The 24624-nt window shown below is 66.3% G+C and carries 19 protein-coding genes and 1 riboswitch; of the genes, 10 read left to right on the top strand and 9 right to left on the bottom strand.

Annotated features, from left to right (window positions below; translation table 11 throughout):
* Nucleotides 1-19: 19 nt before the first annotated feature.
* The 6 genes from AC2A1N_RS15420 to ilvC all read right to left on the bottom strand — a co-directional run bounded on the left by AC2A1N_RS15420 (nucleotide 20) and on the right by ilvC (nucleotide 6560).
* Nucleotides 20-793: a class I SAM-dependent methyltransferase gene (locus AC2A1N_RS15420; protein WP_061479557.1), complete on the bottom strand. Its 774-nt coding sequence runs from the start codon at nucleotides 791-793 to the stop codon at nucleotides 20-22.
* A gap of 10 nt (nucleotides 794-803) precedes the next feature.
* Nucleotides 804-2390: a 2-isopropylmalate synthase gene (locus tag AC2A1N_RS15415; RefSeq protein WP_061479556.1), complete on the bottom strand. Its 1587-nt coding sequence runs from the start codon at nucleotides 2388-2390 to the stop codon at nucleotides 804-806.
* Complete coding sequence (locus AC2A1N_RS15410; protein WP_053499063.1) at nucleotides 2387-3478, bottom strand: threonine dehydratase; 1092 nt, start codon at nucleotides 3476-3478, stop codon at nucleotides 2387-2389. The genes AC2A1N_RS15415 and AC2A1N_RS15410 overlap by 4 nt, the downstream gene beginning before the upstream one ends.
* 96 nt (nucleotides 3479-3574) lie before the next feature.
* Entirely contained in the window at nucleotides 3575-3826 is a 252-nt protein-coding gene (locus AC2A1N_RS15405; protein ID WP_005419108.1) for an ACT domain-containing protein, read from the bottom strand.
* Complete coding sequence (gene ilvG, locus AC2A1N_RS15400) at nucleotides 3810-5546, bottom strand: acetolactate synthase 2 catalytic subunit (RefSeq protein ID WP_061479555.1); 1737 nt, start codon at nucleotides 5544-5546, stop codon at nucleotides 3810-3812. Before ilvG ends, AC2A1N_RS15405 begins: the two co-directional genes overlap by 17 nt.
* A 39-nt stretch (nucleotides 5547-5585) precedes the next feature.
* Entirely contained in the window at nucleotides 5586-6560 is a 975-nt protein-coding gene (ilvC, locus tag AC2A1N_RS15395; protein WP_061479554.1) for a ketol-acid reductoisomerase, read from the bottom strand.
* 694 nt (nucleotides 6561-7254) lie between these two features.
* Between ilvC and ggt the strand changes: the two genes are divergently transcribed.
* Complete coding sequence (ggt, locus tag AC2A1N_RS15390) at nucleotides 7255-8973, top strand: gamma-glutamyltransferase (RefSeq protein WP_484372791.1); 1719 nt, start codon at nucleotides 7255-7257, stop codon at nucleotides 8971-8973.
* 498 nt (nucleotides 8974-9471) lie between these two features.
* Here the strand turns inward: ggt and AC2A1N_RS15385 are convergent, their stop codons facing one another.
* Entirely contained in the window at nucleotides 9472-11049 is a 1578-nt protein-coding gene (locus AC2A1N_RS15385; protein ID WP_061479553.1) for a BCCT family transporter, read from the bottom strand.
* A 224-nt stretch (nucleotides 11050-11273) separates the two neighbouring features.
* Nucleotides 11274-11375: riboswitch (TPP riboswitch) on the top strand.
* 82 nt (nucleotides 11376-11457) lie between these two features.
* Between AC2A1N_RS15385 and thiC the strand changes: the two genes are divergently transcribed.
* From thiC to AC2A1N_RS15355, 6 genes are all read left to right on the top strand, one after another.
* Nucleotides 11458-13302 carry a phosphomethylpyrimidine synthase ThiC gene (gene thiC, locus AC2A1N_RS15380; RefSeq protein WP_484372789.1) on the top strand — a complete coding sequence of 615 codons (1845 nt, stop codon included), beginning with the start codon at nucleotides 11458-11460 and terminating at the stop codon, nucleotides 13300-13302.
* Nucleotides 13303-13438: 136 nt separating this feature from the next.
* The gene (locus AC2A1N_RS15375) at nucleotides 13439-14110 is read left to right on the top strand and encodes an ion channel (RefSeq protein WP_061479551.1); all 672 of its coding nucleotides are present in this window, start codon (nucleotides 13439-13441) and stop codon (nucleotides 14108-14110) included.
* A gap of 259 nt (nucleotides 14111-14369) precedes the next feature.
* Complete coding sequence (locus AC2A1N_RS15370; protein ID WP_061479550.1) at nucleotides 14370-16688, top strand: winged helix-turn-helix domain-containing protein; 2319 nt, start codon at nucleotides 14370-14372, stop codon at nucleotides 16686-16688.
* A 115-nt stretch (nucleotides 16689-16803) separates the two neighbouring features.
* Complete coding sequence (locus AC2A1N_RS15365; RefSeq protein WP_061479549.1) at nucleotides 16804-17703, top strand: helix-turn-helix transcriptional regulator; 900 nt, start codon at nucleotides 16804-16806, stop codon at nucleotides 17701-17703.
* Nucleotides 17704-17752: 49 nt separating this feature from the next.
* The gene (locus tag AC2A1N_RS15360; protein ID WP_061479548.1) at nucleotides 17753-20599 is read left to right on the top strand and encodes a TonB-dependent receptor; all 2847 of its coding nucleotides are present in this window, start codon (nucleotides 17753-17755) and stop codon (nucleotides 20597-20599) included.
* Nucleotides 20600-20768: 169 nt separating this feature from the next.
* The gene (locus AC2A1N_RS15355; RefSeq protein WP_484372786.1) at nucleotides 20769-20978 is read left to right on the top strand and encodes a hypothetical protein; all 210 of its coding nucleotides are present in this window, start codon (nucleotides 20769-20771) and stop codon (nucleotides 20976-20978) included.
* Nucleotides 20979-21037: 59 nt separating this feature from the next.
* On the opposite strand, the gene AC2A1N_RS15350 is transcribed toward AC2A1N_RS15355, so the two are convergent.
* Nucleotides 21038-22159: an HDOD domain-containing protein gene (locus AC2A1N_RS15350; RefSeq protein WP_049413685.1), complete on the bottom strand. Its 1122-nt coding sequence runs from the start codon at nucleotides 22157-22159 to the stop codon at nucleotides 21038-21040.
* A gap of 152 nt (nucleotides 22160-22311) precedes the next feature.
* Nucleotides 22312-22848, bottom strand: a complete 537-nt coding sequence (gene ppa / locus AC2A1N_RS15345) for an inorganic diphosphatase (protein WP_005410935.1) — start codon at nucleotides 22846-22848, stop codon at nucleotides 22312-22314.
* 184 nt (nucleotides 22849-23032) lie between these two features.
* Between ppa and AC2A1N_RS15340 the strand changes: the two genes are divergently transcribed.
* From AC2A1N_RS15340 to AC2A1N_RS15330, 3 genes are all read left to right on the top strand, one after another.
* Nucleotides 23033-23524: a hypothetical protein gene (locus tag AC2A1N_RS15340; protein ID WP_061480508.1), complete on the top strand. Its 492-nt coding sequence runs from the start codon at nucleotides 23033-23035 to the stop codon at nucleotides 23522-23524.
* Nucleotides 23524-24015 carry a hypothetical protein gene (locus AC2A1N_RS15335; protein WP_061480507.1) on the top strand — a complete coding sequence of 164 codons (492 nt, stop codon included), beginning with the start codon at nucleotides 23524-23526 and terminating at the stop codon, nucleotides 24013-24015. The genes AC2A1N_RS15340 and AC2A1N_RS15335 overlap by 1 nt, the downstream gene beginning before the upstream one ends.
* Before the next feature lie 84 nt (nucleotides 24016-24099).
* A complete protein-coding gene (locus tag AC2A1N_RS15330) occupies nucleotides 24100-24600 on the top strand; it encodes an RNA polymerase sigma factor (protein ID WP_061480506.1) in 501 nt (166 codons plus the stop codon).
* The last annotated feature ends 24 nt before the right edge of the window (nucleotides 24601-24624 follow it).

Below are 24624 nucleotides of genomic sequence, written 5' to 3'. Positions count from 1 at the left end.
AGAAAGCGGAACGGTCAAGTCAACGACGGCGGGCGAGCACCCGCAGTCGCACGTAGTCGGCCAGCGGCTGGCCGGCGGCATTGCGTGGCAGGTCGGCCAGCAACGCGGTGGCAGCCTCGCGCACGGTGGCGCGGGCCTCGGCGGGCAGGTCATCCAGCAGCGGCGCGGCGAATACCCGCAGCCAGCCGGCCACGCCGGTCGGCAGTGGGGTCGGGCGCGGCGTGCATTCGATCAGCTGCACCTGGAAGCCATGCTGGCGCAGGCGGTCGGCATAGGCATCGGCGCTCGGGAAGTACCACTGGAAGGTGCTGGCGCCATGGCCGTGCGCCACGCGTGCGGCCTGCACGGCCGCGATGATCGTGGCCACGTTGCCATGGCCGCCGAACTCGGCGACGAAGCGGCCACCGGGGCGCAGCGCGCGGCGTACGCCTTCCAGCACGCGGTCCGGGGTGCCCATCCAATGCAGTGCCGCGTTGCTGAACACTGCATCGAACTCGCTGTCGAACGACAGTGCGTGGCCGTCCATCACCTGGGCATCGACACCGCGCGCGCGGGCGGCGATCACCAGTTCCGGCGAGGCATCCACGCCGTGGATGCGTGCGCCGCTCAGGGCCAGTTCGGTGCTGAGCACGCCATCGCCACAGCCCAGGTCGAGGATGCGCTCACCGGCGCGCGGATCGAGCAGGCGCGCGACCGCGCCACCGAGCAACGGTACGAAACCGGCATCGATCGCATAGTCCTGGGCGTTCCACTGCTGGCCAGCGGCTGCGGTAGGAGTGTCGAAGGCGCTCATCTCGGGTTCCTCAGGCGGTTGCGGGGGTGGGAACGTCGGTGCTGCTTTGGGCGGCGGCGTGGCGCTGGCGCAGCAGGCGGTTGGCCACGTCCAGCCAGGCCAGCGCGGAGGCTTCGATGATGTCCTTGCTCGTACCGGTGCCGTCGTACTCCACGCCGTCGTGGCGCACACTCAGATTGGCCTCGCCGCGGGCATCGGCGCCGATGCCCACGCTGTGCACGTGGTAGCTGTCCAGCATCAGCTGTACGCCGGTGGCGGCCGACAGCGCGCCGAACAGGGCATCGACCGGGCCGTCGCCCTGCGCGGTCTCGGCCACGCGGTTGCCGTCCGGGTCGGACAGTTCGACCAGCGCGTTGGCACGGCTGCCGACATCGCTGATGGTCATCGACGCCAGGCGGTAGCCCTGCGCGTTGGAGCCGCCCTGCATCAACGTCTGCAGGTCGGCATCGGTGACCACGCGCTGCTGTTCGCACAGGCCCTTGAACTGCTCGAACACCAGTTTCAGTTCGTCTTCGTCCAGCCAGAAGCCCAGCGCACGCAGGCGCGCTTCAACAGCGGCGCGGCCACTGTGGCGGCCCAGCACCATCTGCGAATCCTCCCAGCCCACGTCTTCCGGGCGCATGATTTCGTAGGTGCCGCGATGACGCAGCATGCCGTGCTGGTGGATGCCCGATTCGTGGGCGAAGGCATTGGCGCCGACGATGGCCTTGTTGCGCTGCACCGGCATGCCGACCAGGCGCTGCAGCAGCTGCGAGGTGCCGACGATGCGCGGGGTGTTGATCGAACTGTCCTGCTCGTAGAAGGCCTGGCGGACTTTCAGCACCATCGCGATCTCTTCCAGTGAACAGTTGCCGGCGCGCTCGCCGATGCCGTTGACGGTGCACTCGACCTGGCGTGCACCGCCCTCGATGGCGGCCAGCGAGTTGGCCACGGCCAGGCCCAGGTCATTGTGGCAGTGCGCGCTGAAGATCACGTTGGCGGCATTCGGCACATCGGCGACGCCGGCGATGACCTGCTGGAACATCGCGCGGATTTCTTCCGGCGTGGTGAAGCCGACGGTGTCGGGCAGGTTGATGGTGGTGGCGCCGGCGGCAATGGCTACGCGCGAGACTTCGATCAGGTAGTCCAGCTCGGTGCGGGTGGCATCCTCGGCCGAGAATTCGACATCGTCGATGTACGAGCGTGCCAGCGATACATGCTTGCGTACCGATTCCAGCACCTGCTCGCGGGTCATCCGCAGCTTGTGTTCGCGGTGCAGCGGGCTGGTGGACAGGAACACGTGCAGGCGCGGGTTGGCCGCAGCTTCCAGGGCACGCGCCGAGGTTTCGATATCGGCCTGCAGGCAGCGCGACAGCACGGCCAGGCTCAGGCTCGGGCGGCGCAGCTCACGGCCGATCAGGGCCATCGCCTCGCGGTCGGACTGCGAGCTGGCCGGGAAGCCGGTCTCGATGATGTCCACACCCAGTTCGTCCAGCGCACGCGCCATCACCAGCTTCTGCGGCGGGCTCATGCTGCAGCCGGGGGACTGCTCGCCGTCACGCAGGGTGGTGTCGAAGATGCGGATGCGCGGGGTGGTAATTCGTTCGATGGTGGTCACAGGGAAATCTCCTCGACAGCGGGTGCGGCGGCTTGCAGGGGGGAAGGGGAAGAGGTGGGGGACGCGAGGGCGCTGGCCTTGCCGGGCGAGCGTGGGGTTTCACTACGCCGTCGCCGTGGTTTCCGCGGCGGGCGCGGCCGGATGTCGGTGAGCAGGCCGGCCAGGACACCCGCATCGATATTCCCGCCGGACACCACCGCGCACTTGCGGCGGCCAGCGACACGGCGGCCTGCTGCCAGCGCCAGCGCACCGGCGCCCTCGGCGATGATGTGTTCTTCCAGTGCCAGCCGGACCAGGGTTTCACGCAGTTCGGCTTCGCGCACGATCACCACGTCGTCCAGCAGCGAGGTGCACAGGCGTCGGGTCAGGAATCCAGGGATCTTCACCCGCACGCCGTCGGCCAGCGAGGCGACGGGGGCGATCTCGCGCACGTCGCCGCGGATGGCGCGCGCCATTGAGTCAACGCCTTCCACCTGGGCGCCGATCACGCGCACGCCCTGTGATTTCAGCGCCAGTGCAACGCCGGAGGCCAGTCCGCCACCACCAATCGGCACGATCACCACGTCCGGTGCATGCGCGGCCAGCTCGATGCCGACCGTACCCTGGCCGGCAATCACATCGGCGTCGTCGAACGCGGACAGGAAGCGGTAGCCATGGCGCTGTGCCAGTTCGACGGCGAAGGCGTAGGCCTCGTCATAGCTGGTGCCATGCTGGCGCACGGTGGCGCCCCAGTGAGCGACCCCGGCGATCTTGGTGGCCGGTGCGCCATGCGGCATCACGGTGATGGCCGGGACGTCCAGGCGGTAGGCTGCCCACGCCACGCCCTGGGCATGGTTGCCGGCCGAGGCGCAGATCACCGGCCGGGTATCGCCGCGCTCGCGGCCGGCCAGCAGCGCGTTCAACGCGCCGCGCACCTTGTAGGACCCGGTGCGCTGCAGGTTCTCCAGCTTCAGCCAGGTGCCGAAGCGCTCGGCATGGTGCAGCGGGGTAGGCGGCAGGAAGCGGCGCAGCCGGGCCTGCGCCGCCAGTACGTCGGCGACGCTTACGTCGCCGACATCGCTTTCCTGGCTGGCATCAGCGGCCGGCATGGGCCACCAGCGGGGTGCAGGCGACCGCCGCATGCGGGCACGGGCGGCGAAGAAGACGCCTCCGTACCGGCACCGTGGTCACTACGGTACGGGTGTTCATACGGATGCTCCTTCCACGGCGGTGACCTGCACGGACACGCAGTCGTAGATCTTCTCGATCTGCCGGCACAGCGTTTCCGCCGGGCGCTGGCCATCCACCACCAGCTGCAGGTGCCAGCGGCCATCGTCGGCGGCCACCGGCGCACCGCTGATCGCACGCGGCGCGAAGCCACGGCGCTCGGCCATGCCGATCACGCGCAACAGCGCGCCTTCGGCCGGGTGCAGCACCAGGTCAAGCCGGTAGTGCATTTGGGATCTCCTGGCGGGCATGGGCGGGGTTGCTTTCCAGCATCGTGCTGTTGGCGGTGTTCGGTGGCACCAGCGGCCATACGTTGGCGCGTGCATCGATGGCCACGTGCAGCAGTGCCGGGCCGGGTTCGGCCAGCAGCGCGGCCAGGCCACCCTCGACGTCATCCCGCGCGTCGATGCGGGTGGCGGCAATGCCGAATACCTGCGCCAGCGCCACGAAGTCCGGGTTGTCGGACAGGTCGATCTCGCTGTAGCGCTCGGCGAAGAACAGCTCCTGCCACTGCCGCACCATGCCCAGCGAACTGTTGTCCAGCAGCACGATCTTCACCGGCAGGCGGCAGCGGGCAATGGTGGCCAGCTCCTGCACGTTCATCATGAAGCTGCCGTCGCCGGACACCAGCACCACGGTGCGATCGGGGCAGGCGAACTGCGCACCCATCGCGGCCGGCAGGCCGAAGCCCATGGTGCCCAGCGCGCCACTGGTCAGGTGGTTGCGCGGGTGGTTGAAGCGGCAGTGCTGGGCCACCCACATCTGGTGCTGGCCAACGTCGCAGGCGATCACCGCATCGGCCGGGGCCAGCTCGCTCAGGCGCTTCAGCAGCGCCGGGGCGTAGATGTGCTGACCCGGTGCGTCGTAGCGCGCGGCGAAACGATCGCGGTGCTGTGCACAGCGCTTGCGCCACGCCTCCTGGTGGGCCTTGGGGGAGGGGAAGGCCGCACGCAGGGCGCGGATGGCATGACCGACATTGCCGGGCACGGCGACATCGGCGCTGCGCAGCTTGGAAATCTCATATGCGTCCGCATCGATGTGAACGACGCGGGCGAACGGTGCAAACTCCGCCAGCTTGCCGGTGGCACGGTCGTCGAAGCGTGCGCCCAGCACCAGCAGCAGGTCGCTTTCCTGCACCGCCATGTTGGCCGCGCGGGTGCCGTGCATGCCCAGCATGCCCAGCGACTGCGGATGGCTGGCCGGCAGTGCGCCGAGGCCGCGCAGGGTCATCACGGTGGGGATGGCACTGGCCTCGACGAAGTCGCGCAGGTCCTGCACGGCATCGCCCAGCGCGATGCCGCCACCGGCGTAGACCACCGGCTTCTCGGCCGCCGCCAGCGCGGCGATGGCCTCGGCAATGGCGGCCTCGGCTGGCGCCGGCGGTGGTTCGACGCTGCTGGGCACATGCGCCGGCAGATGGCTGGCATCGGCCAGCTGCACGTCCTTGGGCAGGTCGATCAGCACCGGGCCGGGACGGCCCTCGCGGGCGATCCGGAACGCATCGGCCACCACGCGCGGCAGGTCATCGACGCTGCGCACCAGCCAGCTGTGCTTGACGATCGGCATCGTCAGGCCGAACACATCCAGTTCCTGGAAGGCGTCGGTGCCCAGCAGCGGCGTGCCGACCTGGCCGGTGATGCAGACCATCGGTACCGAGTCCAGCATCGCATCGGCGATGCCGGTGACCAGGTTCGACGCGCCCGGGCCGGAGGTGGCCACGCAGACGCCCACCTGGTTGCTGGCGCGGGCGAAACCGTTGGCGGCCAGCGCCGCGCCCTGCTCATGGCGTACCAGGATGTGCTTCAGCGACGAATCCACCAGCGCGTCGTAGAACGGCATGATGGTGCCGCCGGGATAGCCGAACAGCGTGCGGACGCCTTCGGCCTCCAGCGCCTGGGTCAGCCAGCGCGCGCCGTTGGGCGGCGCGCTGCGGTGTGTGGAAGAGTTCATGGGGGAACCTTGCAAAGCGGGTGGGGGAGGGCCGCGCGGTTACGCGGCCTGTCCTTGCAACCAGACCATCTTGGCGCGCAGTTCCTTGCCCACCTTTTCGATCGGGTGCTCCAGGTCGGCCTGCTTGAACCTGTTGTAGTTCGGCAGGCCCGCTTCGTACTCGGCCACCCAGTTCTTGGTGAAGGTGCCGTCCTGGATGTCCTTCAGCACTTCCTTCATGCGTGCCTTGGTGCTGGCGTCGATCACGCGCGGGCCGCTGACGTAGTCGCCGTACTGCGCGGTCTCGGAGATGAATTCCAGCATGCGCGAGATGCCGCCTTCGTAGAACAGGTCGACGATCAGCTTCAGCTCGTGCAGTACCTCGTAGTAGGCAATCTCCGGCTGGTAGCCGGCTTCCACCAGGGTCTCGAAACCGGCCTGCACCAGCGCCGACGCACCACCACACAGCACCGCCTGCTCGCCGAACAGATCGGTCTCGGTCTCTTCCTTGAAGGTGGTCTGGATCAGGTTGGCGCGGGCACCGCCGAGGCCGGCCGCATAGGCCTGGGCATGCTGCGCGGCCTTGCCGCTGACGTCCTGGTAGACCGCCCAGATGCACGGCACGCCACGGCCGATCTCGTACTCACGGCGCACCAGCGCACCCGGACCCTTCGGCGCGACCAGCACGACGTCCAGATCGGCGCGCGGCTCGATCATGCCGTAGTGCACGTTCAGGCCGTGCGCGAACAGCAGGCACGCCCCCTGCTTCATGTTCGGCGCCAGCACATCGTTGTAGAGCTTCTTCTGCACCATGTCCGGGGTCAGCACGGCGACCAGGTCGGCGTCCTTCACCGCATCGGCGGGCGCCACCACGGTGAATCCATCGGCCTGGGCCTTGGCTTCGGTCGGGCCGCCCGGACGCAGGCCTACCACCACGTCGAAGCCGGATTCGCGCAGGTTCAGTGCGTGGGCGCGGCCCTGGCTGCCGTAGCCGATGACGGCGATCTTGGTCTGGGGCAGGTCGTTGGTGCTCATGGGGGAGGTTCCTTGCGGTGGGAAGAAAAAAGAACGGCCGGTCGTCGAGGTGACGTGCCGGCCGGTCAGGGGAAAGCGGTGGAGGGGGCGCCGCGCATCGCACAGGCACAGCCACAGCCACCACGAGGCGTGGTGCTGCAGGTCCGGGTTGTGCGATGAGCGTTGGTCATGGTGGTTGCGTCTGAAACCAGGTCCTGAAATGAAAAAACCCGCACCGGGGCGGGTGCGGGTTTTTGAAGAGTTCCGGTGTGTCTGTTGCTTACACGCTGGCTCGTCCCGCACCTGTCGGTTGGGTAATAAGTACGAGCACAAGAATCGAACGCAGCGAGGCGGCGCCGGTGTCGGCGGCTTCGATGTGGGTTCGCGGTGGCGTGTTGTGATGCAGCATGTAATCGAGAGAAACACAGCCATTTCGGCGGTGTCAACCCTCGCGACAGATTTTCTTATCGGTTTCCGCGGCATCCAGCGGAATGGCTTGTGGCGCAAGGATGGTTGCCGTTGAAATTGTTTCGGTGAACCGGAATTCACTCCTTTCAGCGCGGTTTTTGCGCGGATTCCGGGCCGTTTTCGCCCTGGTGAGTGCGGCCCAAGGGCCGCGCCCACCGATAGGCCACGGCCCATGACCTCTGCCCGATACCGCATGAAGGCCGCAGCGGCGAAGATCGAGGGACCACCCTTCCACCGGAACCCGACCGTGTCCCGACGCCTTGCCCGCTCCCTGCTCGCCGCCGCCGTGCTGGCTGCCGTGCCTGCACTGTCCATCGCCGCCGACCGCATCACCGGCCACACCTTCGCCACCCGTTCGGAGGTGATCGCCCCGCATGCGATGGCGGCTACCTCGCAGCCGCTGGCCACCCAGATCGCGCTGGACGTGATGAAGGGCGGTGGCTCGGCGGTCGACGCGGCGATCGCGGCCAATGCCGCGCTCGGCCTGATGGAGCCGACCGGCAACGGCATCGGTGGCGACCTGTTCGCCATCGTCTGGGACCCAAAGACGCAGAAGCTCTACGGCTACAACGGCTCGGGCCGCTCGCCGAAGTCGCTCACCCTGGCCGAGTTCCAGCGTCGTGGCCTGAAGGACATCCCGGCCACCGGCCCGTTGCCGGTGTCGGTGCCCGGTGCGGTCGACGGCTGGTTCGCCCTGCACGACCGTTTCGGTCGCAAGCCGATGGCCGACAACCTGGCGCCGGCCATCCGTTACGCCCGCGAAGGGCACCCGGTGGCCGAGGTGATCGCCTACTACTGGGACCGTTCGGTGCCCAAGCTGTCGCAGTACCCGGGCTTCAAGGAGCAGTTCACGATCAACGGCCACGCCCCGCGCAAGGGCGAGATGTGGAAGAACCCGAACCTGGCCAGCACCCTGCAGAAGATCGCCGACGGCGGGCGCGACGCCTTCTACAAGGGCGAGATCGCCCGCACCATCGGTGACTACTTTAAGGCCAACGGTGGCTACCTGAGCTACCAGGACATGGCCGACCACCACGGTGAATGGGTCGAGCCGGTCAGCAGCAACTACCGGGGCTACGACGTCTGGGAGCTGCCACCCAACAGCCAGGGCATCGCTGCGCTTCAGATCCTCAACGTGCTGGAAGGCTACGATTTCTCGAAGATCCCGTTCGGCTCACCCGAGCACGTGCACCTGTTCGTCGAAGCGAAGAAGCTGGCCTTCGCCGACCGTGCGCGCTTCTACGCCGACATGGCATTCCAGCCGGCGCCGGTGCAGAAGCTGATCTCCAAGGAGTACGCCGCGCAGCGCCGGGCGCTGATCTCGATGGACAAGGCCTTGAAGGAAGTGCAGCCAGGCACACCGAAGCAGCTGGAGGAAGGCGACACGATCTACATGACCGTGGCCGACGCCGACGGCATGATGGTCTCGTTGATCCAGTCCAATTACCGCGGCATGGGCAGCGGCATGGCGCCGCCGGGATTGGGCTTCATCCTGCAGGACCGCGGCGAGATGTTCGTGCTGCAGAAGAACCATCCCAACGGATACGCACCGGGCAAGCGCCCCTTCCAGACGATCATTCCGGGGTTCATCACCAAGGGTGGCAAGCCGTATGCCAGCTTCGGCGTGATGGGCGGCGCGATGCAGCCGCAGGGCCATGCGCAGATCGTGATGAACCTGGTGGACTTCGGCATGAACCTGCAGGAAGCGGGCGACGCACCGCGCATCCAGCATGAAGGCTCGACCGAACCGACCGGGCAGGCCACGACGATGACCGACGGTGGTGAAGTGAATCTGGAAACCGGCTTCCCGTATGAAACAGTGCGTGCGCTGATGCGCAAGGGGCATCGCATCGTGTTCGCCGACGGCCCCTATGGCGGCTATCAGGCAATCATGCGCGACCCGGAGACGGGCGTGTATTACGGCGCGTCGGAGAGCCGCAAGGATGGGCAGGCGGCGGGGTATTGAGGTTTCCCGGCCACCGGGCTGAGCCCCCTCTGCGGTGATGGCAGTGATACGGGGCTTAGCCGGGCGGGTGGATCGTCTGGGGGCCGCTGCAAGTACGTCCATGTAAGCTCGGTCGCCGCATCCATGCGGCTCACGCCCCCAGCCAACCCACCCGCCCGGCCACGGACAGTTTCCGTGGCCGTCACCGCAGGAAAAGAAAAAAGAAGAGCAAGAGCAAAGGCAATGGCAACAGCCGCGCGCTGTGTGGCGGGGTCAGATCCGTTTTCCGAAGGAAAACGGATCTGACCCCTTCTTGTTTTCCGATACACATCTTCCACGCAAAGCGTGGAAAACCAACCGTTACCGGGAAACTGTCGGGGGTCACTTCATGGATGGGTTCACGGCGTGTCCTGCCCACCCACACCGCCCCACCCAACCAGCAGCAACCCAGAGCCGCCTTTGAATTTGACCTTGGCCCTTGCCTGAAAAAGCGGTGCAGCCGCAGGCTGCAAAACACCCTCAATCCTGATCGTGCGCGCGTGCGGCCTCGGCCTGTGTCTCCTCCTGCGCCGCCATCTCGCGTGCGATCCACGCATCGATCATGTGCCGCTGGCGCTGCGCCTGCCGCCGCTCGCGCGTGTATTCCTGGTCCAGCACCCGATACAGCGACACCATCACCAGCACCATCAACAGTGCGAATGGCAATGCCGCAATCGTGATCATGCCCTGCAGTGCCTCCAGGCCACCTGCGAGCAGCAACGCGCCCGCGATCAGCGCGATGCCCACGCCCCACGCGATCTTGTGCCTGCGCGGTGGTTCGCCCGCATCGTCTGTGGACATCGTGGCCAGTACCAGCACTGCCGAATCGGCCGACGTCACGAAGAAGATCATCAGCAGCACCAGCGCGATGCTCGACAGCAGCAACGGCAGGGGAAGGCTGTCGAAGAGGGTGAACAGCACCGTCTCGTAGCCGTTGCCCAGTGCCTGCACCAGGTCTGCGTGACCGAAGATCTGCGACCAGATTGCGGTGCCCCCGAAGACCGAGAACCAGAAGAAGCCCAACAGAGTTGGCGCAAGCACCACGCCTACCACGAACTCGCGAACACTGCGGCCGCGCGAGATGCGCGCGATGAACGAACCGACGAACGGCGCCCAGGAAATCCACCAGGCCCAGTAGAAGATCGTCCAGTCGGCCACCCAGGTACTGGACGAGAACGGCGACATGCGCAGGCTCATGGTCACCAGTTGGTTGAGATAGGAGCCCAGTGTGGTGGTGAAGGTATTGAAGATGGCGCCGGTCGGACCGAGCACCAGTACCAGTGCGAGCAGCAATGCCGCCAGCGCCAGGTTGACGTTGGATAGCCACTTCATGCCACGCCCGACGCCACTGAGCGTGGACGCCATGTACAGCACGAATGCCACTGCGATGATGGTCAACTGCAGCGGTACCCCCGCCTGAACACCGAAAACGCGCTCCACGCCGGCCGCGATCTGCACCGTGCCGAAGCCGAGTGCGGTTGCCACGCCGACTGCGGTGGCCACCACCGCAGAGATGTTGACCACCTTTCCGGCCCAGCCGCGATGGTGGCGACCGATGATTGGCTGCAGCATGTCGCTTATCTGACCACCGCCTTGGCGATTGAACTGGAACCAGGCCATCGCCAGGCCGATCAGCGCGTAGATCGCCCACGGGTGCAGGCCCCAATGGAAGAACGCATAGCGCATGGCGGCGCGCGCGGCGTCCATGCTTTCGGGCGCCAGCCCCTCCGGTGGCTTGCTGAAGTGCGAAATGGGCTCGGCGGCGCCCCAGAACACCAGGCCGATGCCCATGCCGGCAGCGAACAGCATCGACATCCAGCTGGCACGCGAGAACTCCGGCTCGGCATCTTCGCCACCGATGCGCAGGTTGCCGAAGCGGCCGAAGGCCAGGTACATCAGGAACACCAGCGCCAGGAACACGACCAGCAGGTACAGCCAGCCGACACTGCGGATGACCTCGGCCAGCATCGACTGGACCACGGTGTTGAAGGGACCGGGTGCAATACCGGCAAGCAGCACCAGCAGCAGAACCAGTGCGATGGAAACGCGAAACACCATGAAGGAGCTTCTCCGATCAAGGGATTGAGGGGAGCGAGCAGAGCTTGCAGCGAAGGGCCGGCGGCATGCAGCGCGAACCGGGCAGGGGCCGCGTCGGCGGCGAAGGAAGCATCGGTCGCTGGAGCGCGACGGACGTGCACGTTACTGAACGCGACGTCATGGTTCTGTTAACGAATATCGATTGGGGGCAACTCCGGAGGCGGGCGGTCTATGCTCTAATGCACGCCAAGAAGCGGGGGTACCGCGGCCAAGTGGCCACGGTTGAGACAGTCCCTTGGAACCTGATCCGGCTCATACCGGCGTAGGGAAGCTTTGCAATGCAGCCATTCCCGGACTCCGCCCAAGGAGCGTCCGGGCGCGGTCGCAGTGCGCCGCCGCTTCGTCCCTGACCTTCCTGGACGATGCCCGATGAACGCACAGCTCTCCGCCCTGCAGCAACAGGCCCAGCAACTCTCCGAATCCGTGACCCGGCCCATTCCCGGCTCGCGCAAGATCCACGTGCCCGGTTCGCGCCCGGATCTGCAGGTGCCGATGCGGGAGATTGCGTTGACCCGCACCCCGACGCTGTTCGGCGGCGAAGAGAATGCGCCGGTCACGGTCTACGACACGTCCGGCCCCTACACCGATCCGGGCGTGCGTATCGATCTGTCCGCCGGTCTGCCGGCACTGCGTCGCGGCTGGGTGGAGGAACGTGGCGATACCGAGCAGCTCGAAGGCCTGAGTTCGTCGTTCGGGCGTGATCGCGAGCACGACCCCAAGCTCGCTGCCGTGCGCTTCCCCGCACGCAGCCTGCCGCGCCGTGCACGGGCAGGCGCGAACGTCACCCAGATGCACTACGCGCGCCGCGGCATCATCACCCCGGAAATGGAATTCGTTGCCATCCGCGAGAACCAGCGGCTGGAAGCGATCCGCGATGCGGGCCTGCTGCAGCAGCACCCGGGCGAGGCGTTCGGCGCCTCGATCCAGAAGATCATCACGCCGGAGTTCGTGCGGGATGAAATCGCGCGCGGCCGCGCGGTGCTGCCCAACAACATCAACCATCCGGAAAGCGAGCCGATGATCATCGGCCGCAACTTCCTGACCAAGATCAATGCCAACATCGGCAACAGCGCCGTTTCCTCGGGAATCGCCGAGGAGGTAGAGAAACTGGTGTGGGCGATCCGCTGGGGCGGTGACACCGTGATGGACCTGTCCACCGGCAAGCACATCCATGAAACCCGCGAGTGGATCATCCGCAACTCGCCGGTGGCGATCGGTACGGTGCCGATCTACCAGGCGCTGGAGAAGGTCGATGGCCGTGCCGAAGCACTGACCTGGGAGATCTTCCGCGACACGCTGGTCGAGCAGGCCGAGCAGGGCGTGGACTACTTCACCATCCACGCCGGCGTGCTGCTGCGCTACGTGCCACTCACCGCCAAGCGGGTGACCGGCATCGTCAGCCGCGGGGGCTCGATCATGGCCAAGTGGTGCCTGGCGCACCACAGGGAGAATTTCCTGTACACGCATTTCGAAGAGATCTGCGAAATCATGAAGGCCTATGACGTGACCTTTTCGCTGGGTGACGGCCTGCGCCCGGGCTGCATCGCCGACGCCAACGACGCCGCGCAGTTCGGTGAGCTGGAAACACTGGGCGAACTGACGAAGATCGCTTGGAAGCATGATGTGCAGACCATGATCGAGGGCCCCGGCCACGTGCCGATGCAGCTGATCAAGGAGAACATGGACAAGCAGCTGCGTGAGTGCGGCGAGGCGCCTTTCTATACGCTGGGGCCGTTGACCTCCGATATCGCACCGGGCTACGACCACATCACCAGCGCGATCGGCGCGGCGATGATCGGGTGGTTCGGCACGGCCATGCTCTGTTACGTGACGCCGAAGGAGCATCTCGGCCTGCCCAATCGCCAGGACGTGCGCGACGGCATCATGGCCTATCGCATTGCCGCGCATGCGGCCGACCTGGCCAAGGGCCATCCGGGCGCGCAGGTTCGCGACAACGCGTTGAGCAAGGCGCGCTTCGAGTTCCGCTGGGAAGACCAGTTCCACCTTGGCCTGGATCCGGAGAAGGCCAAGGAGTTCCATGACGAGACGCTGCCGAAGGATGCGCACAAGCTGGCCCACTTCTGCTCGATGTGCGGCCCGCACTTCTGTTCGATGAAGATCACCCAGGATGTGCGTGACTACGCCGAGGCCGGCATGAAGGAGAAGTCGGAGGAGTTCCGCGCGGCTGGCGCAGAGGTCTACCAGCAGGGATGACGAGTAGCCGGGTGCCGGCCGCTGGCCGGCAGCCGGTTGTGCGGGGGCCGGGAAGCGTGCTGGCCAGCGGCCGGCACCACCGCTCATCACGCCGCTCCCCGCTATGCTCCGCGCATCACCCTGGGGGAAGGACACCATGCCTGTTGCCATGACCACCCGTTGGCTGGCCATCGCCCGCCGTCATCCTTCGGCCTGGCTGCTGGGTGCCCAGTTGATCGCGGTGCTGCTGTACCCCGCGCTGGACGACACCGCTGCCGGCCGCGCGGCGCTGGGCATGTTCGGCATGGCGGTACTGGGCCTGGCGCTGTGGGTGGTGCAGCGCAGCCCGCTGGGCACCTGGCTGGCACTGGTGCTGGCCATCCCGTCGGTGGTGTTCTCGCTGGCCGGTGCATTGCTCGACCGCAGCGCATTGCTGACCACCGCGCAGTTGCTGGAGAGCCTGCTGTACTTCTACACGGCCGGCGCGCTGATCGCCTACATGCTCCAGGACCACAAGGTCACCCGCGACGAACTGTTCGCCGCAGGCGCGACATTCACCTTGCTTGCATGGGCATTCGCGTTCGCATTCGCGGTATGCCAGCAGTGGTACCCGGGCAGCTTCCACGGCACCGGCGGAGGCGCGCAGCGCAGTTGGATGGAGCTGCTTTATCTCAGCTTCAGCTTGCTGTCTGGAGTCGGCTTGAGTGACGTCGTGCCGTTGCATCCACAGGCACGCGCACTGGTCATGCTGGAGCAGTTTTCCGGCGTGATGTACGTGGCTTTGGTGGTTTCGCGGCTGGTCGGATTGACCATGTTGCGGCGCATGTGAAAATGAACGCCAGATAAAAATTTCGCGCCCGAAAGGGCGCGAATGATGTCGCAAATTATGTGAATGCGTCGGCGAGAGAGAGCCTGATGTCGACCACGCGATAGGCGAGGTAACTTGCATAGGCTAGTATTAGCGCGCTCGATTGTTTTTGCGGTATGCGCCGATGCTTTGTGCGGAGTCTGGCTTTTCGCTGTTCCCAGGAAGGGGCGGTATCGAAGGCAAACACTGCCCGGGACCTGTCTCTACTGTGTAGCAGAAAATGAACAGCAGCGAAATCCAGCCCCCGGTATCCGATCGGATACGGATAGGAGAGTGCACCGTCACTCTGTCCTCGCGCGAAGTCGAGGTCGTCGGCGCGCGTCGCCCGCGCCGGCTGACGCCGAAGGCGCTGGGCGTGCTGCGCGTGCTGCTGCGGCAGCCGGGCCGCGTTGTCACCCGCGACGAGTTGTTCGCCGAGGTATGGCCGGACACGCTGCCGACCAACGATGTGCTGACCCAGGCCGTCACCCAGCTGCGCAAGGCGTTCAGCAACGACGACGACAACGGCCAGGCCTACATCGAAACCATCGCCAAGACAGGCTATCGGCTTCTGGTTCCGGTGCAGGTGCTGGACGATGCCGAGCCCGTGGCCGCAGGCGTCCCTGACGACGAAGGCATGGCCGCGCAGCCGGTGACCACTGCTGCGTTGCCTGCGCATCCACAGGCAGCGCGCCGCCGCTGGCGCCATATCCGTCGGCGCGTGCTGCTGGCGTTGGGCGTGTTGATGCTGGCCACGCTGCTGGTGTTGACCACGCTGCTGCTGCGTCGTGCACCGGCCGGCAGTTCGCCGGTGGAGGCTGCCGTGGAGAACGGTACGCGGGTGATCGGCAGCCCGCAGCGGCCGTATCGGTTGATCACCGCGACCAGCGGCTTTGAAACCTATCCCACGCTGTCACCGGATGGTTCGCTGGTGGCCTATGAGGGCGCCAACGAGGATGGCAACGGCGGTGGCGCGATCAAGCTGCAGACCTCCGGCAACGCGCCGGCGCGCCAGTTGCTGGCGCCACCGGCCGGTGCCGTCGATCGCTTCCCGAACTGGTCGCCAGATGGCCGCGAAATCGCCTTCGCGCGGTTCTCCGCCGACGGCGGCTGCCAGGTACTGATCGCCAGCGCCACCGGTGGCGCACTGCGCCAGGCCACACGCTGCGATGGCACGGAGCTGCTCAGTTTCGACTGGACGCCAGATGGGCGTGGCCTGGTGTTCGGCAGCATGGTCGGTCGCTACGCGCACCGTGGCATCCGTGTGCTGGACCTGGCCAGTGGCCAGTGGCGCGCGCTGGCCTACAGCGTCGATGAGGATGACTTCGACTACGCACCGCGGTATTCGCCCGATGGGCAATGGCTGGTGTTCGTGCGCAACCCGCAGCTGGGTGATCTGTGGCGGGTGCCGGCCGCGGGCGGTACGCCCGAGCAGTTGACCGATGAAGCGGCAGAGCTGCGCGGCTGGGCCTGGCTGGACGATGGCCGAACCATCGTCTTCGGTCGTCGTGTCGATAGCGAGGCGCGGCTCTATTACCTGGATGTCGAGCGGCACACGTTGCGCGATGCCGGCCTGGATGATGCGCAGTGGCCAGCGGTGTCGCGACGCGGTGGCATGCTGGCGTTCGTCCACCGGCGCGCGCAGTTCGGTGTGTTCAAGGTGCCGATGCAGGGCAGCGGCACGCCCGAGCGCCTGTTCGCCTCCAGTGGCCGCGATGGACAGCCGATGGCAGCGCCTGATGGCCGCCAGCTGGTCTTCACCTCCGATCGTTCCGGCAGCTTCGCCCTGTGGTGGGCGGACATGCAGCGGCCGGATTCGCTGCGTCCCATCGAAGGGCTGCGGCCGGAAGCGCGGCAGGCACCGGACTGGTCGGCCGACAGCCGGCAATTGCTCGTGGTTGGCCGCGATGCGCATGGCCGCACGGTGGTCTATGAAATCGCGCCACGCGATGAACGCCTGCAACCCTTGCCGGTTCCGGCCGAACAGCCGTTGCAGGCACTGTATGGCGCCTCGCCGCAGCAGCTGTTTGTGGTCGAGCGCGATGCCGACCAGCGCACGCGGTTGAGCCTGTTCGATCGCAGCGTCCAGCCCTGGCGCCGCTTGGCCAGCATCGATGGGGTGTCGCAGGCGCGCTTTGACCGGAGCAGTGGCCGCGTGTTGTTCACCCGCTTGGCCGCCGGTGGCCTGTGGTCGGCGGATGCCGCGTTGTCCCCGACCAGCGTGCAGCAGATCAGCGATGACCGGCCCAGCCGCTGGCGATACCGGGCCTGGACCGTGACCGGCAACAGCGGCATCGGCTACCTTGGTACCTCGACCACGTGTGGCACCACCTTCGTGCGCATCCAGCCCGGCCGCGAGGAGGCGGAACGCTGCCTGGACGCAGAACGGCTCAGCGCCGGCAACGGGCTCAGTGCCAGCGCCGACGGAAAGGACCTGTTCGTGGCGATGGCGGTCAGCGATGGCGCTGACATCGGCGTGATGCGGTTGCCCGAACGCCCGCCTGCACTGTTTCCCGCATTCTCCAAGTTGTTGTTGTTCAAGGGAAACGGGCCTTCGTAATTTCTTCGTCGGGATCTCGTAGCGAATTCGTGGCGATCTCGTCGGACCTTCCTGACGCGGTGCCGCCTGATTTGGCAAAACGGAGTCCTGTACTAGGCAAATCCGTGGTGCCCCCATGCGTCAACTCTCGCTGGCCGATCGCGGCCAAACTGTTTCCCTGGACCGGTCGCTCGACGAAGTCGCACCGACCTGCCTGGGCGTGGCCCGGCTGGGCAGCCTGCAGACCGCCGGCTCCAGCTTCACTGTCTGGATGCAGGTGCGTGGCAGCTCGTGGGTCGAGGCCAAGGAAGGGCGCTTCCGCCTGCGCCAGGGCGAGTGGATCGCCTTCGAGAAGGAATCGCGGCCGCTGGTGCAGGCCGGTCGCAACGGGTTGTGCGTCGGCCTGAACCTGAACATCGAAGCGCTTCGCGTGCTGACCGAGATGGCCGACTGCGGCCTGTATGCAGGTCGTGGCCGGATGAACCGTACTGATGCCCGCGTGGCGCTGCGCCTGTGGCGCGATGCGCTGGCCAGCGGCCAGCCGGCGCAGGCCCTGCGCCCGCTGCTGCTGCACCTCGCGGGCCTGCAGCGTGGCCTGGCCGACAACGTGCAGCGCTGCCCGGGCCGCTCGCGCAGCCGCAAGCGCCAGGTGTTCGGCCGCATGCAGCGCGCGCGCCTCTATCTGGAAGGCAACAGCCACCGGGTGGTGCGCATCGTCGAACTGGCCGAGCTGACCAACTTCTCCAGCTGGTACCTGTCCAAGACCTTCCAGAGCCTGTACGAGGAAAGCCCGCAGTCGCTTTCGGCACGACTGCGCCTCGAACGCGCCGCTGATCTGCTGCGCGACACCGACATGATGGTGGGCGAGGTCGCTGCCGCCAGCGGTTTCGACAACTGCTGCAGCTTCGCGCGTGCGTTCCGCGCCCGCTACGGCCAGTCCGCATCGCGCTTCAGGGAGAACGGCGGCTTGCTCCCGCCACAATCCGCAAAGTCTCCGGTTGGTTCGCGCAAATACAGCGCTGCAACGCAATCGTAACGTGCTGGGGTGTTTTAACACGCTGCTAACACGTACCTTGGAGAGATTGATGAACGTTCGTAATCCCGCAGTGCGGTTCGGCTTGCTGCCGGCCGGCATTGCGCTGGCGCTGGCGCCGGCCTTTGCTTCCGCCCAGGAAGCAAAGGGCACCACCGATCTGGACCGCATTTCGGTCACCGGCTCGCGCATCCGCGGCGCCTCGGTGGAAACCCAGCAGCCGATCCTGACGATGACCCGCGAATCCCTGGAAAAGCAGGGCTTCTCGAGCGTCGCCGACGTGCTGAACAACCTGACCTCGGCCGGCTCCCCGGCCATCTCGCGTTCGGAGTCGCTGGCTTCGGGCGAGAACGTGGGCGGCTACTACGTCGACATCCGCAACCTGGGCGCCCAGCGCACCCTGGTGCTGATGAACGGCAAGCGTCTGGGCGCAACCACTGCGGGCTACCAGGATCTGAGCCAGATCCCGATGTCGGCCGTTGAGCGCATCGAAATCCTGAAGGACGGCGCCTCGTCGATCTACGGCTCTGACGCCATCGCCGGCGTGGTCAACGTGATCACCCGCAAGAACTTCGACGGCGGCGAAGCCAACGTCTACGTCGGCCAGTACGGCAAGGGCGACGGCGACACCGAAACCTATTCGATGACCCTCGGTGCCCGCGGCGAACGCGGCAGCCTGACCCTGTCGGCCGAGTACTCGAAGCAGGATCCGGTGTGGGCCAAGGACCGCTGGTACAGCCGCGACGGCTCGTTGGGTCCGAACTCGACCTCGGCCACCTGGAGCCCGATCAGCCAGAACGGCAGCTGGTGCAACCCGACCCAGGTCAACTGCGGCGACTCCAAGCAGGCTGTCTGGAAGACCCTGAACGCCGGCGGCAACCCGAAGAACCCGAATGACTACCATGTCATTACGCCGGACGAATTCGCCAACTCCAACGAGCAGATGACCCTGCTGACCGGTGTGAAGCGCAAGTCGGTCTACATCAACGGCACGTACGACTTCACCGATTCGATCAGCCTGAACACCGACGTGCTCTACAACGAGCGCCAGACGTTCCAGCAGATCGCCGGCTACCCGTTCCAGTCCAACTCCTTCGGCACCCCGCTGGAGGGTTCGAGCGCCTTCAACCCGGTCGGCCAGGACGTCAGCTTCCGTCGCCGCCTGTGGGAAGTGCCGCGTACCACTGACAGCCAGCTGAAGACCCTGCGCTTCGCTCCGACCCTGACCGGCTTCTTCGAGCTGGGCGGCAAGACCTTCGACTGGGACGTCGGCGCGCTGTGGAACCGCAACGAGTCGATCAAGAGCAACCGCGGCGACATGAGCCTGATCGCTGCAGGCCAGGCCCTGGGCCCGTCGTTCATCGATGCCGGCGGCGTTGCACGCTGCGGCACCTCGGCCAAGCCGATCCTGGGCGACTGCCGCCCGTGGAACCCGCTGCTGCCGTACGGTGTTGATGGCCAGGGTTCGCTGGCGAACCAGGAGCTGCAGGACTTCCTGTTCCCGACCTTCACCACCCGCGGCGTCACCAAGACCACCAGCTTCACCGCCAACCTGTCCGGTTCCATCGTGACCCTGCCGGCCGGCGACCTGGGCTTCGCGCTGGGTGTCGAGCACCGCAAGGAAGAAGGCAATTACGTGCCGGACGCCTTCGCGCAGTCGGGCCAGTCCACCGGCCTGGGCCAGAAGCCGACCCGCGGCCAGTACGATCTGAACGAGGTCTACCTCGAACTGAACGTGCCGCTGCTGGCCGACATGGCCTTCGCCAAGGAGCTGACCCTGAACGTTGCCAGCCGTTACTCGGACTACAGCAACTTCGGTGGCACCACCAACAGCAAGTTCGGCCTGACCTGGCGTCCGCTGGATGAACTGCTGGTCCGCGGCACCTACGCCGAGGGCTTCCGCGCTCCGACCATCAGCGACCTGTACGGTGGCCTGAGCTCGAGCTTCGAGTCCTACATCGATCCGTGCGGCGTGAACGCCCCGGGCAGTGTTGCCGGCAATGCCGCGTGCACCGCCGCTGGCGCTCCGGCCAACTATGTGCAGCTGGGCCAGGGCAACCTGCCGTGCTCGACCCTGCCGTGCCAGTCGGGTGACCAGTTCGTCTCGGGTGCCAACCCGAACCTGAAGCCGGAAACCTCCAAGAGCACCACTTTCGGCCTGGTGTGGAGCCCGCGCTGGGTGCAGGGCCTGGACGTCTCGCTGGATTGGTACAAGTACGAAATCAGCGACATGATCATCGCTGACAGCGTCGACCGCATCCTGCGTGACTGCTACGTGCTGGGCAACTCCGAGCGTTGCTCGAGCGTGACCCGTGCGGCTGACGGCCACGTCAGTGCGATCACCTACGGCACCGCCAACCTCGGCAAGATGGAAACCGAAGGTTACGACCTGGGCATCAAGTACCGCCTGCCGGAACTGGCCATCGGTCAGTTCAGCATCGACTGGACCACCAGCTACACCGCCAAGTACGACGAGCAGGGCCAGAACAGCGCGGGTGACAACATCATGATCGGCCGCGTCGGCGAGCCGGGCCTGTTCCGCGTGCGTTCGAACCTGGGCGTCAACTGGCAGTACGGCGATTTCGGTGTGAACTACACCGCGCGCTACTACTCCGGCATGAAGGAAAGCTGCATCTCGCTGGCTGATGGCTGGTGCGATGCGCCGAACCACATGGCCAATGGCGAAACCGATCCGCTGCGTCACACCGGCTCCAACACCTTCCACGACCTGCAGGTCAGCTGGAAGGCGCCGTGGGATGCGACGATCGCCCTGGGTGCGAACAACGTGTTCGACCACAAGGGTCCGCTGCAGTACTCGGCTCCGAACTCGGCGTTCGCCTACTACGGCGGCTTCGATGTGGGTCGCTTCCTGTACATGAAGTACACCCAGCGCTTCTGATCCATCGAAGTGCGGTAGCAACACGGGGAGGGCGGGCCGCAAGGTCCGCCCTCTTTTATGTAGGGGAATTCCGGAAACTGTTGGAAGGTGAGCGCAGTCACGGTCCTGTCGTGTCGCAATCGACACAGTCAGGAGGTCCAATACCGGACGCTTGCATGTGGAGAGGGATATGAAGAACACGTTGCTGCGCCAGGCATCAGCCGCTGTACTGATCTATGCGGCGCTGGTGGGCGCGGTGTTCGCGCAGGGCCTCGGGGTCTGTGGTGGCGGGCTTTATTGCGAAGAGTTCCGCCAGCAGTGCCTGGCCAGTGGCAAGTCACCGGTCATCTGCGAGTCGCAGTATCGGCGTTGCGTGCAGGATGCCTGCGGTACCCGCTGACATGGGAAGGGCGCACCGTGTGGGTGCGCCCTCTGTCGTCAGGACATCATCCAGCACGCTCAGGCGTCGCTGGGCACCAGTCCCATCAGTGCATTGGCGTGCTCGCGCCATTGCGGCAGTTTGTTCAGCACGCCTGCGCGCTGCAGGTAGTCCTCGTCCACCGGATCGCCATTGACCAGCGCCAGGGCCACGTGCACCGCGCCGGTCACCCAGAAGCTGCGGGTGTTGGCGCGCTGCGGCTGCAGGTGGAATGCCACCGCTTCGATGATCGGCATCGGCAGGCCCCACAGGCCCAGCAGGTAGGCGCCGGCCTCGGCATGGCCTGGGCGGGTATCGCCGGCTAGCGCGGGCTCGCTGCGCTCGTTGCGCACGCCGGGCAGCAGCAGGCCGATGTCGGCCAGCAGTGCGGCAGTCGCCCCCAGTTCGGCGCTGGACTCGGGCAGCAGGCGTGCGGCCAGCCGGGAGGCGAGCAGTGCGCGCTGCTGCAGTGAGTTGCGCTCGGCAGCCGACAGCGTCGGCGCGGAGAACACTTCGCTGGCCAGCACCAGGTCACGCAGCGTGGCCAGGCCCAGCCGGGTGACCGCGGTGCGCAGGTCGGCAATGGTGCGGCCCTGGCTGAAGAACGCCGAGTTCGACAGTTGCAGCACCTTGGCCGCGATGGCCGGATCGGCGGCGACCAGCTTGGCCACATCGGCACTGTCGGTATCGTCGTCATGTTCCAGGGCCTGGGTCAGGCTCAGGTACAGGTGCGGTGGCGATGGCAGTTTCTCGATACGGCCGATGGCATCGCGCAGGCGCGGGCTGTCCAGCACTTCGCGCAGTTCTTCCAGGCTGGTCAATGCCTCCAGCAGCACTTCCGGTGCCAGCGGCAGCGGCAGGAAGCGGTGGGCGACACCGATCAGGCGCGCCGGCGGCGGGCGGTTGCCATGGTGTGCATCGACCAGCGCGATGCGGATGGTTTCCGGGCGCAGTGTCCGGATCTGGCCCAGCAGCGTGGTGGCATTGAGATCGGGCAACTGCGGGCAGACGATCACCGCGTCCACGCCCTGCGTGGCCACCGCGGTCATCGCGGTCTGGCCATCGGCGGCGGTCAGCGGTTGCCAGTCTTCCCCAAGATCGGCAATGAATTCGGTCAGCTCAGCCGGCAGGCTGGCTGCATCCCCAACAAGCAGAATACGCACGACACATTCCCCTGGCTGTCTCGACGATGGATGTCGATGACGTGTGAAGTGACGCAATTTACCTAATACGGCAGCAAGAGTGATGTGCCGTCATCATGAAACGTGACCCGCATCGCTCCGGCGGGGTATCGCCGGAGCGATCCGGTTCAGGCTCAGGCCTTGCTGTCGAGATGGCGCTGGTGCGCCTCGATCAGGATCTGCTTGGCCTCAGCGGCGCCACCCCAACCGTCCAGCTTGACCCACTTGCCCTTCTCCAGGTCCTTGTAATGCTCGAAGAAGTGGCCAATGCGCTCCAGCCAGTGGCTCGAGACCTGGGCGATGTCTTCGACGTGGGCGTAGCCGCTGAAGATCTTCGAGACCGGCACGGCGAGGATCTTCTCGTCGCTGCCTGCCTCATCGCTCATCTTCAGCACACCGACCGGACGGCAGCGCACGACCGAGCCCGGCACCAGCGGCAGCGGCAGCACCACCAGCACGTCGGCCGGATCGCCGTCGCCACACAGGGTGCTCGGCACGTAGCCGTAGTTGCACGGATAGCGCATCGGGGTGGACAGGATGCGGTCGACGAAGATCGCGCCGGTTTCCTTGTCCACTTCGTACTTCACCGGCTCCGAGTCCTTCGGGATCTCGATGATGACGTTGATTTCTTCCGGCGGGTTCTTGCCGGGCGAGACGAGTTCCAGGCCCATGGTGTGCTCCAGGTGGGGATATAGACGGATAGCTCACCATTTTATGCCTTTGCCGGGCGCTGTGCAGGGTAGGGCTGGGCCGACCTGCGCGCCCGCCCCTGGCGGAGCGGGTGGGGCGGGGTTTCCCGATGGGTTCGACCCGGTCCCCGCGGCAGGCTGGACGTCCTTGCCAAGGAGACTTGCCATGAACTGGAACCGCTTGGGCTGTTGTGCCTTGCTGCTGCTGGCGCCGCTGCCCGCGCTCGCGCGCGGGTTGCATGTCAACCTGATTGACTATCCCTCCGACGAGGCCGGATGGGACCGTGCCTTTGCGCTGGAGGACGCGGTCGCCGGCGAATTCGCCGCATGGTGTGCCGACACCTTGTGTGAAGGTGATTACAGCAACTACCGGGTGATGGAGTTCCGCTGCGCCGTGCTCGCCCACCGCGGCACCGTGCAGCGCTGTGTCTGGGTGGTGGCCGCCAGCGAGCTGGAGGTTGAGCCCGACACGGGACACGTGCGGATCGACAACGGGAGCTGGGTCTGTCCGGTCGAAATGCAGCCCGGGGTGCCCGTCGACGCGTTCTACGCCTCCCTGGAAGCGCCGGGTGGCCTGATCGCCCCTCTGCCCGGGCTTGGCCATGGTCTCTTCGATGGGCTGCCTGAATGCCTGCGCACGCAGGGGAGGGTGGGCTGATGGGGAGCTTCCGTAGATGCTGGCTGTTGTGTGGCGTGCTGTCTGTCAGCCTGCCGTGCGCCGGTGTCGCGCAGGCTGCGCCTGCGTTCGTCGATGCGCGGGATTACGCCGGCCCGGGGGGCGGCCACGAGCGTTTCCTTGCTGCTGAGCGGCAACTGGTGCGTGGCTTCGATGAGGTATGTGGCGATACCTTCTGCGAGGGCGAGTACATCAATCTGTGGGCCATGCGCCTGCGCTGTTCCGTGGACCAGGCCACGGGGGTGGTTGTCCAGTGTGTATGGACCTTCGCCGGTAGCAACACCAGGGTAAAGTCCAGCGGCCTGATCACGGTCAACCGCGGACGCTATGCCTGCGTGCTGCCGCTGGCAACCGGAACACGCCTGGAAACCCTGTTGCAGGTGTGGGAAACGGGGGAGGGGTTCGATGCGTTGCACGCGCCGCTGCCCGGCACGACTGCCAATACGTACGACGCACTGGTTGATTGCCTGTAGCTCCGGCAACGATACGAATGTGACTTATTCGCATTAACGGAGTAGCATGCGCGGTGCCTCCCGTCTGTCGTCCCGGCTCCGCGCATGTCCTCCAATGCTGCCTCCCTCACTGAGCTGCTGATCCGCGAGCGGCCCGCGCTGCTGCGCCGGGTGCAGCGCATCCTCGGGGGCGACAACGGCGCCGAGGACGTGATCCAGGCGGTCTGGTTCAAGGCCCGTGGGGTCGATGACAGCCAGGCGATCGGCAACCCGCGGGCCTATCTGTATCGGCTGGCCGCCAACCTTGCCACTGACCACGGCCGCGAATCGAGCCGCCGCAACCGGCTGCTGGCCGACCACTACCTGTGGGGGGCCGACGAGGTGATCTCCACCGAGGAGCAGGCCATGGCACAGGATGAGCTGCAGCGGGTGCTCGATGCGGCGGGTCACCTGCCGGAGCCGACCCGCACCATCTTCCGGCTCAACCGCCTGCAGGGCCTCACCCAGGCCGAGATCGCACGCCGCCTGGGGGTGTCGGTGACCACCGTCGAGAATCATGTGCGCTCCGCGCTGCAGCGCCTGGCCTGGGCGCGCAGCGGTCGATGAGCGCGCCGGCTTGGGGCTGGCCTT

The organism is Stenotrophomonas maltophilia group sp. SKK55 (assembly GCF_057179845.1).
This window is presented reverse-complemented; position numbering and strand designations above follow the sequence as displayed.

Excerpts from the sequence above, each read along its gene's own strand:
- AC2A1N_RS15420 (WP_061479557.1), bottom strand. The coding sequence starts at position 793 with ATGAGCGCCTTCGACACTCCTACCGCAGCCGCTGGCCAGCAGTGGAAC.
- AC2A1N_RS15410 (WP_053499063.1), bottom strand. The coding sequence starts at position 3,478 with ATGCCGGCCGCTGATGCCAGCCAGGAAAGCGATGTCGGCGACGTAAGC.
- AC2A1N_RS15405 (WP_005419108.1), bottom strand. The coding sequence starts at position 3,826 with ATGCACTACCGGCTTGACCTGGTGCTGCACCCGGCCGAAGGCGCGCTG.
- ilvG (WP_061479555.1), bottom strand. The coding sequence starts at position 5,546 with ATGAACTCTTCCACACACCGCAGCGCGCCGCCCAACGGCGCGCGCTGG.
- ilvC (WP_061479554.1), bottom strand. The coding sequence starts at position 6,560 with ATGAGCACCAACGACCTGCCCCAGACCAAGATCGCCGTCATCGGCTAC.
- AC2A1N_RS15385 (WP_061479553.1), bottom strand. The coding sequence starts at position 11,049 with ATGGTGTTTCGCGTTTCCATCGCACTGGTTCTGCTGCTGGTGCTGCTT.
- thiC (WP_484372789.1), top strand. The coding sequence starts at position 11,458 with ATGAACGCACAGCTCTCCGCCCTGCAGCAACAGGCCCAGCAACTCTCC.
- AC2A1N_RS15375 (WP_061479551.1), top strand. The coding sequence starts at position 13,439 with ATGCCTGTTGCCATGACCACCCGTTGGCTGGCCATCGCCCGCCGTCAT.
- AC2A1N_RS15370 (WP_061479550.1), top strand. The coding sequence starts at position 14,370 with ATGAACAGCAGCGAAATCCAGCCCCCGGTATCCGATCGGATACGGATA.
- AC2A1N_RS15365 (WP_061479549.1), top strand. The coding sequence starts at position 16,804 with ATGCGTCAACTCTCGCTGGCCGATCGCGGCCAAACTGTTTCCCTGGAC.
- AC2A1N_RS15360 (WP_061479548.1), top strand. The coding sequence starts at position 17,753 with ATGAACGTTCGTAATCCCGCAGTGCGGTTCGGCTTGCTGCCGGCCGGC.
- AC2A1N_RS15355 (WP_484372786.1), top strand. The coding sequence starts at position 20,769 with ATGAAGAACACGTTGCTGCGCCAGGCATCAGCCGCTGTACTGATCTAT.
- ppa (WP_005410935.1), bottom strand. The coding sequence starts at position 22,848 with ATGGGCCTGGAACTCGTCTCGCCCGGCAAGAACCCGCCGGAAGAAATC.
- AC2A1N_RS15340 (WP_061480508.1), top strand. The coding sequence starts at position 23,033 with ATGAACTGGAACCGCTTGGGCTGTTGTGCCTTGCTGCTGCTGGCGCCG.
- AC2A1N_RS15335 (WP_061480507.1), top strand. The coding sequence starts at position 23,524 with ATGGGGAGCTTCCGTAGATGCTGGCTGTTGTGTGGCGTGCTGTCTGTC.
- AC2A1N_RS15330 (WP_061480506.1), top strand. The coding sequence starts at position 24,100 with ATGTCCTCCAATGCTGCCTCCCTCACTGAGCTGCTGATCCGCGAGCGG.